Genomic DNA, 18,122 nt, shown 5'->3' with positions numbered 1-18,122 from the left:
TTGGGGAAAGGAAGGATCAGATGGATGATTTTCAACGCGTCTTAGTACTGGGAACGGGTCCCGCTTCGATTCAATTGGCCGTCCTGCTAAAAAAAGTTGCGAACTGCCGCGTAGGAATCGCCGGTCGAGAGTCCGCTCGTTCCGAACACTTCTTTGCGGCGCTAAAGGAGAGCAGCGGGCTTATCCGCGCAGACATTCAAAATGACAAGCACCGGCGGCTGCAAGGCGAGTGCGTCGTCGATGATGTTTTTCACGGATACGAGAGCATTACCGGAAAATGGGATACCGTCATCTTGTCCGTTACAGCGGATGCATACATAGGGGTGCTCAAACAAATCGAGGAAAAGCTTTTACAGCAAGTACGGTGTGTGGTCTTAATTTCTCCGACCTTCGGTTCAAACAGCTTAATCCGCCGCTTTATGACGGATATTCGTGCAGACGCGGAAATTATCAGCTTTTCCACCTATCTTGGCGATACGCGCTGGAGGCACGACAATCCTTCCGATCAGGTCATCACGACAGGCATCAAGAAAAAAGTGTTCATTGGCTCGACCAAGGCTCCATCCGATAATGTGGCGAAGCTTCGCGTGTTGTATGAACAACTCGGGATAACTTTGGAAATCATGCGTTCTCCATTCGAAGCGGAAACGAGAAATAGTTCCTTATACGTCCACCCGCCTCTGTTTATGAACGACTTTTCGTTAAATGTCCTGTTTGGAGATGCGGCCCCCAAGAAATTTGTGTACAAAATGTTTCCCGAAGGTCCCATTACACCCGCTTTAATCCGCGATATGGTGGCTTGTTGGAAAGAGATGACGGCCATTCTCCACAAGCTGCATATAGACGGCCTTAATTTGCTTAAGTTCATGACAGACGATAATTATCCGGTGCGGCCGGAAAGCTTATCGCGTCATGAGATCGAAAACTTCCAACATTTCGAAACGATCCATCAAGAGTATTTGGTATACATCCGGTATACATCGCTGTTAATCGATCCATTTTCCGAGCCGGATCCCGATGGGAAATATTTCGATTTCTCAGCAGTTCCCATTCGGCAAATTTTTATCAACCAAGAAGGGTACTGGGACATCCCGCGTATGCCAAAGGAAGATTACTACCGAATAAAAATCATACAAGGCATTGCGAGGTACGTAGACTCAAGCTGTCCGACAATCGATACATTCATTGCAACCTACGAGCGGAAAATAGAGGAAGCGGCTCAACATAAGCTGCAAGGCGAGTTGTTGTCGGATGCATTTACCGTGCAAAGTTTTGAAGAAGATTTGAAAAGAATACGCAGTGAAATAGAGACTAGGCTCGGATCAAAAAACATATAGTACGCTGCATACTGGAGGAGAAGACGTGACGAGAAAAATAGCGGGTTTATTAGCTGCTTTATTGATTACCATTGCCCTGCTGGCAGGCTGCGCCGGCGAAAAGAGCGCGAAAACGGGGTCGACGGAACAAAGCAAAGAACTGGTGTACGCCACGGCAAAAGATATTAACGATATGAATCCCCATCTGTACACGGGTTCAATGCCGGCGCAAGGAATGGTGTACGAATCCTTAGTCGAAAATACGGAAAACGGGATGGAGCCGCTGCTGGCCGAGTCTTGGGAAACTTCGAAGGACGGAAAAACATACACTTTTCATCTAAGAAAAGATGTCACCTTTCATGACGGAGAACCGTTTAACGCGGAGGCTGTGAAGAAAAACATCGAAGCCGTGCAAAAAAACGCAAGCAAGCATTCCTGGATCAAACTATCCACTAAGATCGTCAGCTGCAAGGTGCTGGATGAGTTTACGGTGGAATTGAATCTATCCGAGCCCTACTATCCGGCTTTACAGGAATTGTCGATGACCCGGCCTTACGTATTCATTTCCCCCAAAAATTTCGTTAACGGGGAGACAAAGGATGGCGTGAGCGGATACAACGGCACCGGTCCCTATAAGCTCACGGAGCATAAAACCGAACAGTATGCCACTTTTGAAGCCAACGAAAGCTACTGGGGCGGCGCGCCTAAAGTGAAGAAAATTACGGCGAAAGTTCTTCCGGCAGGGGAAATGACTCTTTTGGCGCTGCAAAAGGGTGAAGTCAATTTTATCTTCACGGATGATCGAGGCGCGGACAGCATTGATGTGGAAGCGATGAACCGGTTCGTTCAATCGGGTGATTTCCAGTTGGTCAGAAGTAAAGCGATGAACACGAAAATGATCGTGGCCAACAGCAGCAAATCAGGCCCCGTACACGAAACGGCCGTGCGTGAGGCCATCTGGTATTCCATTGACCGGGAAACCGTCGGCAAGCAAATTTTTAACGGGATGGAAACGGCGGCTAACGCTCTATTCTCCTCCAACGTCCCTTATGCGGATGTCGATTTGAAGAAGCGGGGCTACGATCCGGAAACGGCGAAAAAGATTTTGGAAGAAGCGGGCTGGCATCTGGAGAGCGGCAAAGAAATCAGAACCAAAGCCGGAAACCCGTTAACCCTGAAGCTTTACTACGACGTCAATTCTTCCTCCCAAAAAACGCAGGCGGAATTTCTTCAGCACACGTTGACAACAATTGGGGCCAAGCTGGACCTTATCGGCGAAGAATCTTCTTCTATCGCGAAACGAAGAGCCACGGGAGACTACGATCTGCTGTTCAATCAAACATGGGGGCTCGCCTACGATCCGCAAAGTACTATTGCCGCCTTTACATCGGAAAGCTCTTATCTGCACACAACCAAAGGCATACCGAAAGCAGCCGAGCTTTATAAAAAAATCGATGAGGTGATGGTGTCCGTCGACGAGAAGACACGGAAATCGTTATACGCGGATATTTTAACGCTTGTCCATGATGAAAGCGTCTTTATCCCCGTTACCAATGGCAGCGTCACCGTTCTGGCTCCCAAAAATTTGAAAGGGATCTCGTTTAAGCAGACGCAATACGAGCTGCCGTTTGAGCAAATGTACTTTGAGTAGCTGCTTGCATGCGCAGGGAACCCCTGAAGCCATGTACAAAAAAGGAGATGACTATGGGCAGTTATATCCTCAAAAGATGTTTATTATCGCTCCCTTTGCTTGTGATCATATCCTTTCTGACGTTTGTTTTAAACCATCTGTCTCCTTTGGACCCGGCCGAAGTGGTCCTTCACGCGCAAGGCGTGCCGAATATAACCGAAGAATTGATCGCGGAAACGAATCGGGCGATCGGACTGGACCAGCCGTTTCTGATCCGTTATTTCAATTGGCTCGTTTCGTGCCTGCAGCTCGATTTCGGCGATTCGTATGTTACGGGGAAACCGGTCTGGTCCTTGCTGGGTCCCGCTTTTCTGAACACCGTAAAGCTGACGCTGGTTTCGATGGCGGCCATTATTGTCCTGTCCATTACCCTAGGCGTGCTCTGCGCATGGAAAGAAGGGGAGAGGGTGGACAAATCGGTTAGAGGCTTCTCGTTTTTGCTGACTTCTATGCCGCCGTACTGGCTTGCATCGCTCATGGTGTGGTTTTTTTCCGTCCACTTGGATCTTCTCCCGACAAGCGGCATGGACTCCTTCAAAAGTTACCTTTTACCGGTTGCCGTGATTACGATCAGTTATACCGGTATTTACTTCCGGATCGTCAGAAGCTCCATGATCGGCCAGATGAATGAGGACTATGTGCTGTACGGCAGGGCAAGCGCCTTACCGGAAAGGAAAATAATGATGCATATCCTAAGAAATTCGCTTCAGGTGGCTGTTTCCGTGTTTTGCATGGCCATCCCCATTATTTTGGGAAGCACAGTCGTCGTAGAAAACCTGTTCGCGTGGCCCGGACTGGGGACGTTAAGTGTCAAATCCATTCTTAGCAGGGATTTCCCGATCATCCAAGCTTATGTCCTTGTTTTGGCGGCGGCCTTCGTACTGTTCAATGCCTTGTCGGATGTGATTCTCGCGGCAATGAACCCCAAGTTAAGGAAGGGGATGTCATGAAACGATTTGAATCGATATGGAAAGACAAGCCGGCTGTTCTATCTTTATTCATTATCGCCGCAATTCTCGCTGCCGGGATCTTTGCCCCTCTGATTGCACCGCATGCTCCCGGGGAAGTGCGTATGGATCTACGGTTTGCGGGTCCGTCGCCGGGCTATCTGTTAGGCAACGATCACTTGGGACGATGTGTTTTATCCAGATTAATTTACGGTATCCGTCCAAGCGTGCTTTGGGTGATGGCTGCCTTGATCCTAACGGTAGGGATCGGTGCCTTTTTCGGCTTTATTGCAGGGTATTTCAGGGGAAGAACCGATGCCGTCGTGATGAGAATTTGCGATGTGATGCTTTCTTTTCCCGGTTATGTCATGATTTTGGCCGTGATCGGCATTGTGGGCGCAGGCTTTGAAAATATCTTGATTGCGTTTGTATGTCTGAAATGGGCCTGGTTTGCCCGTGTCATCCGAACGTCTGTCATGCAAGTTGCCGAAGCGGACTATGTGAAGTTCTCTAAAGCGCTTGGCGCCGGCAGCTTTCAAATTATGGCCAAGCATATTGTGCCCGTCTCGCTTCCCGACATTGCCGTTCTGGCAAGCAGTTCTTTCGGTTCCATGATTTTGCAGTTATCCGGCTTCTCCTTCCTCGGTTTAGGCGTTCAAGCTCCGAACGCAGAGTGGGGCATGATGCTGAATGAGGCAAGGGAAGTCATGTTCTCGAAGCCGGAACTTATGTTAGCGCCGGGTTTAGCAATCGTTCTTGTCGTGTCGGCCGTCAACTTTTTGTCCGATTCACTCCAAGCTGCGTTAGATCCTAAATTACGAACCTCCAAGCAAAAGCCGCAAGGTCAGACCATCGCTTCCGGTACGGCGATTCAAGGAAATGGGGTGGCTTAATCCCGTCATGAACAGTTTAGAAGTGAAAAATTTAAAAGTCTGGGATAACCTCACCGGTGAAGTGATGATCCCGAATAGCTCTTTTCATGTAAAGAAGGGAAGCTGTCTGGCCATCGTCGGAGAAAGCGGAAGCGGGAAGTCCCTGACCTGCAGAGCCGTTATGAGATTGACTAAACCCAATATCCGTCAATCCGGAGACATTCTGTTCGGCGGAGTAAACTTAAGCGAGCTATCCGAGAAAGAAATGAGAAAAAGAAGAGGAAAACAGCTCTGCATGATTTTGCAAAACGGCATGCGGGCCTTCGATCCCTCTTGTGTGGTCGGGGTCCATTTAAAAGAAACGCTTGCCGGACATTTCGGCTGGAGCCGTGACGAAATAACGGCGAAGATGGCCAAAGCAATGGAAAGCGTGATGCTCAAAGATCCGATAGCGGTGATGAACAAGTATCCGCACCAGCTTTCGGGGGGCATGCTTCAACGCGTTATGATTGCGCTGGCTATTGTGCTGGAACCAGATCTCGTGATCGCAGACGAACCGACTACGGCGCTGGATACGATCTCCCAATTCGAGGTAGTCGAACAGTTGGCGCAGCTTAGGAAGAGAATGGGCTGCTCCATGATTTTTATTTCGCACGACCTGGGCATTGTCCGAAAACTTTCGGATGAGGTGCTGGTTATGAAAGAAGGAGAAGTGGTGGAAAGAGGGCCGACTGCGGCCATTTTCACCGAAGCACGCCACGAATATACCCGCTATTTGGTAGCCTCAAAGCTTTCGCTGGATCATCATTTTAGAAACCTAATGGGAGGCGTCCGCCGTGCTGAGGATTGAAGGTGTGGGGAAATCGTACAAAACGGGCGGCTTATTTTCCAAGAAAAAACAAAACGTGTTAGCAGACATCAGCTTCGAATGCGGGCAAGGGGAATGTCTGGGCATCATGGGAGAAAGCGGAAGTGGCAAATCCACACTGGGCCGACTGATCATAGGGATTGAGGAGCCGGATCAAGGAACCGTTTTATTTGAGGGAAAAAGGATAGGGGAGCGGAATGCGAGATGGGGGAACATCAGCGCTGTTTTTCAAGACTATACCTCCTCCATCAATCCGTTTTATACGGTGGAGCAGGCTATGATGGAACCTTTGAAGCTGCAAAACACAGCCCGAAAAGAGGCTTCAGGCAAGATTGATCTGCTGCTGCGTCAAGTCGGACTGGACTCATCCTATCGGACAAAATACCCCCATGAATTGTCGGGCGGAGAAGCTCAAAGAGTGTGCATAGCCAGAGCCGTTTCAACCGAGCCCAAATGTATTTTGCTGGACGAAGCCATCAGCTCGCTGGATGGTTCGGTTCAAATCCAGGTGCTCCAGCTGCTCAAAAGATTGAGGAAAATTTACAACATGGGCTACATCTTCATCACCCATGACATACAGGCTGCCGCCTATATTTGCGACAGGGTCGTCTTCATGCGGCAGGGCCGGATCAAAGAAACGGTGAACATCGCACACTTAAAAGACGTTCAATCCGCGTATGCAAGGAAATTATTGCAGATGATCATTACCTAGCGTTATAAGGCGGACGTAGAGAATTCGGGAAGGAGCAAGAACGGTGAGAGGAGCTTTGTCCTGGCCTTTTCTGAGGCTGTATATGTTGACTCTGTTATACTTCAGCGCCAACTCCATTTTAAACGTGATCATTCCTTTGAAGGGCGAATCGCTGGGGGCCACGAATACGACGATCGGGATCATTATGGGGGCGTACTTATTTACAACGATGTTTTTTCGGCCCTGGGCGGGTCAGGTGATTCACAAGCACGGTCCGATTAAAGTGCTGCGGACGATTCTTGTTATTAACGGGTTCGCTCTACTACTTTACACATTTACCGGGCTCGGGGGATACTTCGCGGCCCGTATGCTGCAAGGGGTCTGTACCGCTTTTTTCTCCATGGCTCTGCAGTTGGGTATTATAGACGCACTGCCGGATAAGGACCGGTCACAAGGTATTTCGATGTATTCCTTATGCGCTTCCATGCCGAATATTATGGGACCTCTGCTGGCTTTGGGCATGTGGCAAACAGCGGATAGCCGTTATTTTATAGTGGTTATGATCACGATTGCCGTTCTTACCGGAGTGGTAGGTTATAGTGCTAGGATGGAAAAAAAAGAGGCCGAACCCGCTGCGGGCCAGCCCGAGCATGGCGCCAAGATGCTCCATTCCTTCGGGCATCTGGTTAAAAACCCGCATATATTCAAATGCAGCGTTCTGATGCTGACAGCTTCCCTTGTATTCGGAGCGGTGACAACCTTTATTCCCCTGTATGCGATGCAGATCGAGAGCGGAAATGCGGCCATATATCTGATGATTCAGGCGACGGCCGTAGTGGCCGCCCGTTTTGTGCTTAGGAAGAAAATCCCTTCGGACGGAAAGTGGCATTCGTCTTTTATGATGGCGATTATGCTGATATTAGCCGCAGGGGTGCAATGTGTAAGCTTTTCCGCAGCCGGCGGAACGATGTTTTTTTATGTCGGCGCAAGTTTAACGGGCATCGCCCAGGCCCTGCTTTATCCGACCTTAACGACGTATTTGACTTTTGTATTGCCGCAGCATAATCGCAATGTGCTGCTCGGCTTATTTATCGCTACGGCCGATTTAGGCGTTTCGCTGGGCGGCGTTGTGATGGGCCCCGTCGCGGATCTTTCTTCGTACTCGTTTATGTACTTGATTTGCGCGATTTTAGGTGCGTCGATGATCTTTTTTGCTTATGAGCGGCGTAAGATTTTTGTCGGGTCAAGATAAACTTGAATGCTGATCAGTCACAAACTTGCAAGCTTACAAGCTTTCAGGCTATCGGCGTATTCAAATCAGCTTCTGATAACTGGCGATATCCAGTCATCTGTCGAACTTGCGCCCGATTTCTTTGAAATGGGCGCATTTTTGGTACCCGAGGGTGGTGTTCCGATCTTCGATGACATAGGTTCTGTAACGCTTGTCACCTGACAGGACTTGACTCCGCATTTCATCCGGCGTTAACGTCACCTTGTGAAACCAATGCTTGAAAATCTATTTATGATATTACTTGAAATATTCGTTACTACAAGCGCAGTCATTCTTTTGCTTAAATTCAATAATTCAACTTATACAGCATTGAAAGCAAGTGTTTATAAATAAAAAAACCTCTCTAATCGCAAAGTCGTTTCATGACGACAGCTTGTTTGCGACTAAGGGAGGTTTTAATCTCAACCGTATTATTCATGTAACTGCTTATGAAACTCGTCAAGCGGCCGGGACAGATTTTGCTTGATGATGCGTGCGGCTGTTGCCGAATCACGATCCTGCAGCGCTTGAATGATTTGTTCATGCTCTTGAACGGCCGTTTGTGTCTGTTCGATTGGATGGCTTAAAAACACATATTTAAAGCGGCGGATATGCAATTGGAGCGAAGAGCAAAAGGACGTGATATACGAATTGTCTGCGATTTCTACAATCAGGTTGTGAAACTCCTCATCATATTCAAGCGCCTGATACAGATCCTTTTCAAGAATGCACTTCGCAAATGCTTGATTCAATTCCCGCAATTGTTCGATTTGTTCCGGCTGAATCAGTTGGGCCGCCATCTCGGCTGCCAATGCGTGCAGTACACCGAGGGGGGCGTACGGTTTATGAATATCGTCTTTGTCGATCCGGGTCACTCGCGTATCCTTGCCGGGAAACATCTGGACGAGTCCCTGTGCTTCGAGCAATTGCAGCGCTTCTCTAACCGGCGTTCGGCTCACGCCCAGCGCAGCGGCAAGTTCGGCATCATTGAGCTTTTCGTCAGGCTGCAGCGTGCCGTCAATAATCCATTTCTGCAATTGTGACAATGTCCGATCTTTGGCTGTCGAGCGGACTGGTGTCGAATAATTGTCAGGTATTGGCATTCCATTCATCCTCTTCATCCTTGATAGACAAAAACAACAGTCATTGTTCCATAATATTTTGATTTTTAATATATCGCATCTTGCAGCTGAAAGCAATTGAAAGAGCATTAGAAACAGCGCTTAAGGGGCGGCAATGAAAGAGAAAAGAGAAAAAGCTTTATTTTATCGCAAAAAAAGATTGCGTCTAGAAGATATGCAGAATATAATATGCAATATATTACGATTGAGATTTGTTCTTGTATCGTTCAAACAACATGAAGCAATGATGAGGAGCAGGCAGAGGCTCTTATGTACAGAGATCGGTGCAGAAGCTGAAAGCATCGTCATAACCCTACTGCCAACTCGCCTCGGAGCTATTTCCTTGAACCAGTCAACGATTAGAGGGAATCGGAGTGGCGCACGTTACTGTGCCGTTGATCGGCTGTTAGCCGATTGGAAGTGGCTGTACTGAGTACGCGGAACTATCTGTGTATGCATGCAGCAATTATGGGTGGTACCGCGGAAGAATACTCGCTCCTTTCGTCCCTTATACGCGTGTTGCGTGTCTGGACGGCAGGAGTTTTTTTATGGGAGGGGGATGAAGGAGAGAATAAGATGATTTTTACAAAAAGGGCTATATGCCAGCCATCTTAAGAGAATGAGTTTCATTCTCTGGAGTGAGAAGCCACTACTATACGAGGAGAGGTTTGCAATGGCAACAAAAACCATACAACCGGCATCAATTGCCGTGAAGACGATTTATCCCATTTTGCTGACGATCAGCATGATGCATTTATTGAATGATACGATTCAGTTTATTGTCCCGTCGTTGTTCCCGATTTTAAAATCGTCCTTGTCCCTAAATTTTGCTCAAATCGGTCTCATTTCACTAATGATCAATTTGACTGCAGCCATTATGCAGCCCCTGATCGGGATTTACACGGACAACAAGGCTAAGCCGATGATGCTGCCGTTCGGCATGCTGTTTACAATGCTTGGCGTCATCACACTTGCTTATGCGCATCAATTTTGGGTTGTCATGTTCGCCGTTATGCTGATTGGACTTGGCTCAGCTATTTTCCATCCGGAGTCGGCACGCGTGTCGTTTCTGGCAGCAGGCGATAAAAAAGGAGCAGCCTCCTCGATTTTTCAATTTGGCGGATTTATGGGGCAAGCGATTGCTCCAGTGCTGACTGCTGTCTGGTTTGTCGTTACCGGCCAGCAAGGGCTCGTTTGGCTTTCGATCGTGATTGCGGCAGGCTTTTTTGCTCAGTTTTATGTGGCCCGCTGGTATCAAAATCAATTGGTTCCAGCTGATGCTGCCGGCGCCAAAACAAAACAAAGTCCAGTGAGTCCAACCGGGTTATCAACCGGCCGTATTGTGCTTGCGATTACAATTCTTATGATTTTGGTATTCTCGAAAAACTTGTATGTTGCGGCGATCAGCAGCTATTATTCGTTCTTTGTCATTGACCGTTTCGGTGTCACGATGGGGCAGGCGCAAATCATTCTGTTCGTATTCCTGGCGGCTAACGTTGTAGGCTTGCTGCTTGGCGGCTTGCTGGCAGACCGCTTTAGCCGGCTGAAACTGATCTGGTTCTCGATCCTGGGCACCGCACCATTTGCATTGATGCTGCCCTATTCCAATCTGACTTTCTCAATCATCTGGATTTTCTTGGCTGGCACAATTTTGTCATCTTCTTTCTCGGTTATTATGGTTTATGCCAACGAGCTGCTGCCGGGCAAAGTAGGACTTGTCTCCGGGATCTTCTTTGGGCTTGCTTTCGGTTTAGGCGGTGTCGGCTCCGCCATTCTCGGCAACATGGCCGACACAACAAGTATTGATTTCATTATTCAATGCTGCGCTTACTTGCCGCTGTTGGGGCTGTTAACGATTTTCCTGCCGTCGGACAAAAAAGTAAAGAAAGAAGCGCAGCAGGTCTCTGTTGCTCAATCTTAACTTAATTGATGCTGTCCATGATGTCCCGCTCGCCGGGATAGCCGGAAGAAGAAGTTGGCCGGCAGGGCGGCGGAGGTGCCGTCCAGCATCCTGTCGTTAACCAGATGATTGAGCAGGTAAAAGCCAGTATGACGGAATTGCAGATGCCCGCTTATAATGAACGTACTCGAGAAGGTGGGGTGCGGACAGTCGTCGCCCGTGTCGGCGAAGTGACGGGGCATGTACAGCTTACAGCTTACACTCATAACCGCTACGGACTGGCTGCCGGATTCCAAGCAGTTTGTGCAGCGTATTCCTTGGAGGGATGCGCCGAGAAGCTGCTGCCAGAATGGGTCGGGCGCTGCATCAAGCCCGATTTCATTGTCGTTGACCCTCCGTGGAGGTTGTGAACAGTCGCTGCTGCAAGCCATTCTCCAAGCCAGGCCCGCGCGGCTCGTGTACGTCTCCTGCAACCCGGCCACTCTGGCCAAGGATTGCGAAACGCTGCTCCGCGGCGGCTACCAGATCGAATGGGTGCAGCCGGTGAATATGTTTCCACAGATGACGCATGTGGAGTGTACAGTGAGTCTTGAAAGAAAAGATACAGTTCAATAAACTGTACCTTAATTCGAGGGGAGAGGATTGGAAAGGTTATAGTTAATCTTAATCTTTCCATCCTCGAATACTTCGATTGTTTGGATAAGCCTTTGGAGGAACTGCTTCAATACCTGTTCATCGCTAATGTCGAGGTCAACGAAGCGTTCAACTTCCTTCCTAAAAGCTTCTTTGCGTTCTGTGAGGTTCTTTCCTTCATCTAAGGCTACAATAAATTCAGCCTTCTTATTCAGTAATTCTTGTTGTTGGTGGGCGACACGCTCGTTCTGATGCTTGAATTGGTCGGAATCGATTGACCCGTCAACATGTAAAGTCAGCAACTTATCTAATCAAATATCGAGTTCCCCTAGTTGCTTCTCTACACGTTTGTTCCTTAGAAATAGTTTCTGCTAAGGCGATTTGATTCTGCAAGCTATTCTTCTGTTCTTCCCTTTTTGTGCTAACTCTTGCATAAACAACGCACTTCATTGTTTCGCCACTCCTTCCATGTGTGAAGGAATGACATTTGCTCTATCATCATCGTACTTTTTGGCTTCAATAGTGCCAATCTGATGGCTTAGTAGGGAGAATAAAATCTCCTCTAAGGATGCTGTTCCTACGAATGTGCGTTCAACTATCGTTGTTGATTCCCCCTCTCAGGCTAACCATCGCGATATGGTGGGGGATCCTTGCGATAAAGGTGTTATTACTCTTGACTACTTCCAATTTTTAGGGGTATAGTGTTGGTGTTTCTGATTCGTATCATTGTATAAAATTGAGGGGGGGGCTTTTATGGATGAGGTTCAATTACTCAAAATGGCTGTAAAGCAATACGGATTAAATCCTAGTAGTCTTATTATTGAAAAAGAGCTTCAATCTAACAATTGGCATGGAGATTTACATTTCAAAATTCATATCGATAACAAATCTTTCTCGGCAAGATTTATTGGGAATAAGCGTTACGAAACAGATGTCTTTATACAATTGTCTGATAAAGTTCTGAACGAACAAATAAGATTTTGTAATTACCTGCTAAATTCGGGTATTCCATTTATGAAACATGTGCCAACTGTTAATGGGGAATCGTTCACATCAATATGTTTCGAAGATAAAGTATGGAAATTCGTACTATTTGAGTGGATGGAAGGCGAACACCTTACCCAATGTACAGATACCATTGCTCGAACATTTGGTGCTTTCGCACGAAAGATACATAACATATCATCTAAGTTCGAAACTAATGTCTTTCCTCAAGAGTCACACAGTAAAGGTCATCAAGAATTTTACAATTTACTAGTTGCTCATGCTACCTCATCTAAGCTTTCGCCCCCCACAACAGATTTGCTGAAAAGTTACCTAAACGAAAGTGAGCATCATAAAGACCGTGCAAAGACTGATTCACATGACTTCATTGTTCAATCTGACCTAAACCCGTTAAATATTCTTTGGAATCAAAGAGAGGAAATAATTGGTGTTGTTGATCTCGAATCAATAACATACACGGATAGGGTGGAGGGGCTAGCATGGTTGGTAAAATGGTACTCTAGAACTCATGGAATTGCTTCTCATGAAATGTCGCCACTCCTTGCTAAATCGGTATTACAGGGATATGGTGCAGATGAATTACTCACACCAAGGGATTTAAAGAGACTCCCCTCCTTGTTATGGTTAACAGGTTGTCTAAATTGGAATTTTACCTCCAAGACAATTGAGTTAATAAAGAACAATGAAGATGCTCTTCTGAAAGAACATCTAATGAAGTATTTTAAGCGAGGAGAAATATTACTCTCACTTCTATAATGTTAGTTATTTTGCGTTCCCCCCTTCGGGAGGTTACATATTCTAGTGGTCGCTCCGCTTGGGGCTGTCGCCCTGATTTTTCATTTTACTATTTCAATGAGAAACACAGGTGGGTAAGGAAACATTATAGGTAACTGGCTATTTTAGGGTAAAGATGAGCAGGTAGTCTCGGGAATTAGGTTATAAAATTGCACCTATTATACGTGGGACAACCAAATGGGCGAAATTTCTCACGGAGCAGATAGAGGTAAACTCTGTAAAAGAGAGTAAGTACGAATCAATCGTGACCGGATGGGGTCTACATATAATATAAAAAGGAGCGGCTTTATCTGAGCCGCCCAAATGTCATTCTTTAATTAAGTTTTGTACTCCCTGTCACCTCGTCACATGTGGAGTGCGTGGTAAGGATATAGGGGGTGGATTAATTAATTTTATAATGAGGGGCTTCCTTAAGAGGAGGTTCTTTTTTGTGCATACTTCGATTAATATGTATTAATTTGGTGAATATTGGTATGATTAATGTATTAAAATTCAGATTTTATTTAGGAATTTATATCATTCTCATTGGTCGGTATTATTCATGAGGCGGGTGATTTTTATGAAGGTATATATAAGAAAAAGTTTTGATAACGAAATTGCCAATCACAATTTTTATGCAGCGTATGACGGATTTAAACAAATGGGATTTGAAATTTATTATTTTAAAAATATTGATGAGCTATCTGATAATAAAAAAGAAGATATAATAGTTAGTTATGTTGATGATGTTAGAACAGTACTTTTTAAACATGATATAATCCCACCTGAAATTGATTACCCTGAAGAATTAAAAAACTACTTGGGTAGGAAGGTTTGGAATTCAAAATTAAGTGTAATAGCAAACAACCCTGAGAACTGGAATGTATTTATTAAGCCTGTCGAGGATAAAAAGTTTACTGGTGTTGTTGTTAGAAGTACTAAGGATTTAATAGGTTGTGGTACAAATGGTGAAGATCCAAATATATTATGTTCGGAAGTTGTAAACTTTGTAGCGGAGTGGAGATGTTTTGTTAGATACGGGAAAATACTAGACATTAGAAGATATAAAGGGAATTGGAGAGTGCACTTTGATTATAAAATAATTGAAAATGTCGTCTCTCAGTTCGAATCTGCTCCTAATGGTTATGCCGTAGATTTTGGATTAACCGATAAAGGTGAAACATTGTTAATTGAAGTTAACGATGGCTATTCTTTAGGGCATTATGGGTTATTTTCCTTGGATTATGCTAAGTTATTATCGGCAAGATGGTCTGAGTTAACCTCGACGATAGATGAGTGTGATTTTTAATATAGCTTCTGTTTACAATTATCGCTAGAGGTGACGTGGTTGAAGCCATTTAGAAAACGTTTCAAGAAAGTAACCGTGAATGGTCATCAATTTCATTGTGTGATTGATGAGTATTTTAGAAATGATTCGGTTTCTTTTCGAGTGTACCCTCATAACACCAAAACATCTTTTTTTGAAATTTACTTCTCATGGGAAGAATCTTGTCATTTCAATCTTAACCTGCCTGATACATGTTCAACTTTAATTAATTACGCTATTGAAAACGGATGGGCATACACTCAGGAAAAACAACAGATGTGTATCAGACAAGGCGATTATCTTAGAAAATTAATTGAAATACCAGATTAATTTCTAATGGTTAAACATGCAAGTTTGATAATGATATTGAGTGTGCAGTAAATCTAGCAAATTCAACTAATGATGCATAGGAGCAAAATAATGGAATTTGAATTTCATATTACAGTCAATAATTTAAGGCTTGCCGAAAAGGAATATTTTGTTAATATTTGTATTTTGGAACAAGTGAAGCCTCTTATGATTGTCTTAGACAAAGGGGATTATATTAATCAGCCTATGTGTACAGGGATTATGGAAAGTACTGATTATTATGAAGCGAAAAAAGAAATTGAGAAAATTGCAACCAAATTTCAAAAAAACGGATTTACTATCATGAGGACAAAAATAGAGATATCTCCAGATGAGGAAAAGTATTTCCATATGCCAGTAACTAGGAATTCTAAGCCTTATTTCGAATGGCATGGCAAAGTAGCTGTGAAAGAAGTTGCCAGGCTAAAAAATTTATGTGAGGGTCTTGGCGGGCATATTTCAAGAAACTCTTTAGCAACAAATGGAGAAGTAAGATTTATTACAGTCAGAGAATATGAAAGTAAGGAAAAATTCTATGCAAGGGTAGATAAGTTGCATTCTATTTTGCAAGAAAATATGATAGATGTTCTGAAAGAACAATATGAATTATGTATCTATGACAGTAGAGAAGAACTGGATAGCGGATGGGTTTCATAAATTTCACAATAGAGGGATGCAATAATGATTAAGCTTGAGAATTTAAAAGATATGAATGATGAGGATAGAGAACTCATTGTCTTAGAAGCACTTTTGAGAAGAATATCACTTGTGAATATGCCATTTGTTTTAAAAGGCAGCCTATTAACAAGACAATATTTGAATAACCCAGATACTAGGCATGTTGAAGATCTCGACTTTTTGTATATGGATAAGATCAAAGATGTAGAGCATGCACATGAAACATTTACAAATTGGATGATCCAAGTGACTGAAACGGATCTTGGTGATGGTATAACGTTTAGAAGTTTTCGAGAGAATGCATTTTGGCGGTGTATAGATTATGCAATGTCAGATGATTTTCCTACAATAAATACAGATCTTGCCTATTTTTTCACCGATGAGCCTAGGGAAGTAAATCATTATAATGAAATATATCTAGATGTTTCATTCAATTTAGAAATGGCAGTAGATCCCGTTTCAATTGAGTATCGACCAGTTCTTGGTGATACTTTCGGTGTTCCTTATTCCGTACCACTTTCGATACAAATTGCTTGGAAACTACATCAAACCATTGTGAGACCAAGGTTTAAGGATCTTTATGATTTAAAATATTTATTATCACATCCGTCCTATGATGAACGTGCACTTAATGAAACATTACAGGCACTCGTTAATGAATGCAGTATAGATCAATCGATTACACCTATTGCTATAAAAAAGATACTTGTAGATGATTTGGGTGGATTGTATCATTCGTTATCCAATGATTATTCACTAAAAAAATATGCTGGCAGTATCATTCAAGAAGTCTATTTTATGAAGTTAGTGGCTGATTTACGTAAAATAATGAACCAAGTTGGTATTAATGAAAAGGCATACGTTAATTTACCTAGACCAACACATAGGATACATAAGTGATAAAGAATGAAATTCGGATGCAATAAAATATAGAATTCAATAACTGATGAAAAAACTATCGTAGTTACAGGGCATTTGTGTATCGCGATATCAAAAATGAACCGAGAGCACATTTGCCTTCGGTTTTTCTCTATGCCTACACACCCTATCAGTCTATTAAAACAAAAGGAGGTTGGTTGATGGTGGAGGTATTTTCATTCAAACATAGAGGATGGTGTGCCGCTTATTGTATGATAGAGAATAGAGCGACTGCCTCAATAGGTCGGTCGTTATTACTATAGAACAAGGTGGAGTACATGTCCTGGAGCAAATTGAAACAAAATCTGGAGAGTTTTCTTTGTCCTGCGTTAGATGGAAGAGTCGAATACCGTGCAACCGGCTACCGTTATTTACCCGATAAAGCAGGGATTTGTTATATTACGGTAGATAAAAAGAACGTCCTCAATATGAACGATGCAACTAATTTAATCAGATGGTATCAGACGGAGTTGGAAATTAAGAATGATCCGGATATCCAAATTCCTATCAGCGATGAAGAAATGGAAGCAGTGAGAAAAGAAACGAAAGGGAAAGTTCCGGAGGATCGTCTAAAAGTAATTGCAAGGAGCAGAAAAAGTTCAGATCATGCAAAGGAGCTTTTGTCGGCACAGACATCATTAAGTAAATCAAATTTTGTCGTTGTGGCTAATAAGTTTTTATCCACTTCTATTGAGGAAAGCATAGAGAGCCATGATATTTTATTGAATATTCTAGCTTTGGTGGACAGACGAGTCGGAAAAAAGCGAATTTTGAACATGTCCGAGAAGATGAAGGTAAAGCATCCGATTGTGCAGTATTTTTATGAACTACGGCGTAGTACGTTATAAAAATAAATACTAAAAAATGAAGATATTTTTATGATATTACATTCGGGGAAGAGGGGGAATTTCATGTCTGAACAAACAAAGATGGAAAGGGTTCATCATGTATTTGAGAAGATATCGAATCAATACGACTCGATGAACTCTGTCATCACTTTTAAGAGACATATCGCATGGCGTCAAGATGTCATGAAACAGATGAAAGTGAGAGAAGGAAGTAAAGCTCTTGATGTGTGCACGGGAACCGGGGATTGGGCGATTGCTTTGGCAAATGTTATTGGAACGCACGGAGAAGTAATCGGATTGGATTTTAGCAAAAACATGCTCAAAATTGCACAAAATAAGCAAGAGCAGCAAGCTCTAAAGCAGCTTACATTTATCCAAGGAAATGCCATGGAACTCCCTTTTGAAGATGATTCATTTGATTATGTAACCATTGGTTTTGGTTTAAGAAATGTACCGGACTATTTAACCGTTTTACGGGAAATGTATCGGGTAACAAAACCGGGCGGAAAAGTAGTTTGTTTAGAAACATCCCAACCGACGTTAATCGGGTATAGGCAGCTTTCCCTTTTTTATGTTCGCTATATCATGCCCTTGCTTGGAAAGTTTATTGCCAAAAGTTATGACGAATATTCATGGTTACAAGAATCAGCTCGTCATTTCCCCGATAAAAATGTGCTTAAACAAATGTTTTTAGAAGCGGGATTTTCCAAAGTAGAAGCAAAAAGCTATAGTGGCGGCGTCGCGGCCATGCATATGGCTATAAAATAGAGAATACCGGCAGGGATAGCATAACTAGCAGCATGAAGCTAGGAGATAATAAAAAAACATCCTGCCTCTATGGTTGAATATGCCGATTTTCAGTCGGACAATTCAGTATAAAGGAAGGATATAGGCGAATTTGGGGGAGGGATATAAC

Annotated in this window: 18 protein-coding genes; 16 read left to right on the top strand and 2 right to left on the bottom strand. The window is 44.0% G+C overall.

Going from position 1 to position 18,122, the window contains the following annotated elements; all coding sequences use genetic code 11:
• Positions 1 to 20 precede the first annotated feature (20 nt).
• The 7 genes from KVT34_RS12350 to cntE are packed head-to-tail and all read left to right on the top strand — an operon-like array spanning position 21 to position 7,636.
• Positions 21 to 1,337, top strand: coding sequence for an opine metallophore biosynthesis dehydrogenase (locus tag KVT34_RS12350; RefSeq protein ID WP_217558935.1), 1,317 nt, complete (start codon positions 21 to 23; stop codon positions 1,335 to 1,337).
• 25 nt (positions 1,338 to 1,362) lie between these two features.
• Positions 1,363 to 2,967 carry a staphylopine-dependent metal ABC transporter substrate-binding lipoprotein gene (gene cntA, locus KVT34_RS12345; protein WP_217558934.1) on the top strand — a complete coding sequence of 535 codons (1,605 nt, stop codon included), beginning with the start codon at positions 1,363 to 1,365 and terminating at the stop codon, positions 2,965 to 2,967.
• Positions 2,968 to 3,020: 53 nt separating this feature from the next.
• Positions 3,021 to 3,956: a nickel/cobalt ABC transporter permease gene (opp1B, locus tag KVT34_RS12340; RefSeq protein WP_217558932.1), complete on the top strand. Its 936-nt coding sequence runs from the start codon at positions 3,021 to 3,023 to the stop codon at positions 3,954 to 3,956.
• Entirely contained in the window at positions 3,953 to 4,846 is an 894-nt protein-coding gene (gene cntC, locus KVT34_RS12335) for a staphylopine uptake ABC transporter permease subunit CntC (RefSeq protein WP_217558931.1), read from the top strand. Before opp1B ends, cntC begins: the two co-directional genes overlap by 4 nt.
• 7 nt (positions 4,847 to 4,853) lie before the next feature.
• Positions 4,854 to 5,675: a staphylopine uptake ABC transporter ATP-binding protein CntD gene (cntD, locus tag KVT34_RS12330; protein ID WP_217558930.1), complete on the top strand. Its 822-nt coding sequence runs from the start codon at positions 4,854 to 4,856 to the stop codon at positions 5,673 to 5,675.
• Positions 5,662 to 6,405 carry an ABC transporter ATP-binding protein gene (locus tag KVT34_RS12325; RefSeq protein ID WP_217558929.1) on the top strand — a complete coding sequence of 248 codons (744 nt, stop codon included), beginning with the start codon at positions 5,662 to 5,664 and terminating at the stop codon, positions 6,403 to 6,405. Before cntD ends, KVT34_RS12325 begins: the two co-directional genes overlap by 14 nt.
• A gap of 43 nt (positions 6,406 to 6,448) precedes the next feature.
• Positions 6,449 to 7,636 carry a staphylopine family metallophore export MFS transporter CntE gene (gene cntE / locus KVT34_RS12320; RefSeq protein WP_217558928.1) on the top strand — a complete coding sequence of 396 codons (1,188 nt, stop codon included), beginning with the start codon at positions 6,449 to 6,451 and terminating at the stop codon, positions 7,634 to 7,636.
• A gap of 449 nt (positions 7,637 to 8,085) precedes the next feature.
• Here the strand turns inward: cntE and KVT34_RS12315 are convergent, their stop codons facing one another.
• Positions 8,086 to 8,757, bottom strand: a complete 672-nt coding sequence (locus tag KVT34_RS12315; protein ID WP_217559296.1) for a GntR family transcriptional regulator — start codon at positions 8,755 to 8,757, stop codon at positions 8,086 to 8,088.
• Between the two features lie 691 nt (positions 8,758 to 9,448).
• On the opposite strand from KVT34_RS12315, the gene KVT34_RS12310 reads away from it, so the two are divergent.
• Complete coding sequence (locus tag KVT34_RS12310; protein ID WP_217558927.1) at positions 9,449 to 10,696, top strand: MFS transporter; 1,248 nt, start codon at positions 9,449 to 9,451, stop codon at positions 10,694 to 10,696.
• On the opposite strand, the gene KVT34_RS31800 is transcribed toward KVT34_RS12310, so the two are convergent.
• The gene (locus KVT34_RS31800; protein ID WP_254634792.1) at positions 10,693 to 10,917 is read right to left on the bottom strand and encodes a hypothetical protein; all 225 of its coding nucleotides are present in this window, start codon (positions 10,915 to 10,917) and stop codon (positions 10,693 to 10,695) included. The two genes, KVT34_RS12310 and KVT34_RS31800, sit on opposite strands and share 4 nt — an antisense overlap.
• Here KVT34_RS31800 and KVT34_RS12305 point away from each other — a divergent pair.
• The 8 genes from KVT34_RS12305 to KVT34_RS12270 all read left to right on the top strand — a co-directional run bounded on the left by KVT34_RS12305 (position 10,916) and on the right by KVT34_RS12270 (position 17,974).
• Positions 10,916 to 11,290 (top strand): hypothetical protein, encoded by a 375-nt coding sequence (locus KVT34_RS12305; RefSeq protein WP_254634791.1) that lies wholly within the window; start codon positions 10,916 to 10,918, stop codon positions 11,288 to 11,290. The two genes, KVT34_RS31800 and KVT34_RS12305, sit on opposite strands and share 2 nt — an antisense overlap.
• Before the next feature lie 771 nt (positions 11,291 to 12,061).
• Positions 12,062 to 13,069, top strand: a complete 1,008-nt coding sequence (locus tag KVT34_RS12300; RefSeq protein WP_217558926.1) for a phosphotransferase enzyme family protein — start codon at positions 12,062 to 12,064, stop codon at positions 13,067 to 13,069.
• Between the two features lie 598 nt (positions 13,070 to 13,667).
• On the top strand, positions 13,668 to 14,396 hold the full coding sequence (locus KVT34_RS12295) for an ATP-grasp domain-containing protein (protein ID WP_217558924.1): 729 nt from the start codon (positions 13,668 to 13,670) through the stop codon (positions 14,394 to 14,396).
• 39 nt (positions 14,397 to 14,435) lie between these two features.
• Entirely contained in the window at positions 14,436 to 14,744 is a 309-nt protein-coding gene (locus KVT34_RS12290) for a hypothetical protein (protein WP_217558923.1), read from the top strand.
• A 90-nt stretch (positions 14,745 to 14,834) separates the two neighbouring features.
• The gene (locus tag KVT34_RS12285; protein ID WP_217558922.1) at positions 14,835 to 15,419 is read left to right on the top strand and encodes a hypothetical protein; all 585 of its coding nucleotides are present in this window, start codon (positions 14,835 to 14,837) and stop codon (positions 15,417 to 15,419) included.
• Positions 15,420 to 15,443: 24 nt separating this feature from the next.
• Complete coding sequence (locus KVT34_RS12280; RefSeq protein ID WP_217558921.1) at positions 15,444 to 16,340, top strand: nucleotidyl transferase AbiEii/AbiGii toxin family protein; 897 nt, start codon at positions 15,444 to 15,446, stop codon at positions 16,338 to 16,340.
• Between the two features lie 296 nt (positions 16,341 to 16,636).
• Positions 16,637 to 17,206 carry an SF0329 family protein gene (locus tag KVT34_RS12275; RefSeq protein WP_217558920.1) on the top strand — a complete coding sequence of 190 codons (570 nt, stop codon included), beginning with the start codon at positions 16,637 to 16,639 and terminating at the stop codon, positions 17,204 to 17,206.
• 24 nt (positions 17,207 to 17,230) lie between these two features.
• Positions 17,231 to 17,974 carry a demethylmenaquinone methyltransferase gene (locus tag KVT34_RS12270; RefSeq protein WP_309244089.1) on the top strand — a complete coding sequence of 248 codons (744 nt, stop codon included), beginning with the start codon at positions 17,231 to 17,233 and terminating at the stop codon, positions 17,972 to 17,974.
• Positions 17,975 to 18,122 lie beyond the last annotated feature (148 nt).

It is taken from the genome of Paenibacillus sp. GbtcB18, assembly GCF_019091125.1.
In the GTDB taxonomy this organism is placed as follows: domain Bacteria; phylum Bacillota; class Bacilli; order Paenibacillales; family NBRC-103111; genus Paenibacillus_F; species Paenibacillus_F chitinolyticus.
The sequence above is the reverse complement of the archived record's forward strand: the minus strand, read 5'-3'. Positions and strand labels throughout refer to the sequence as shown.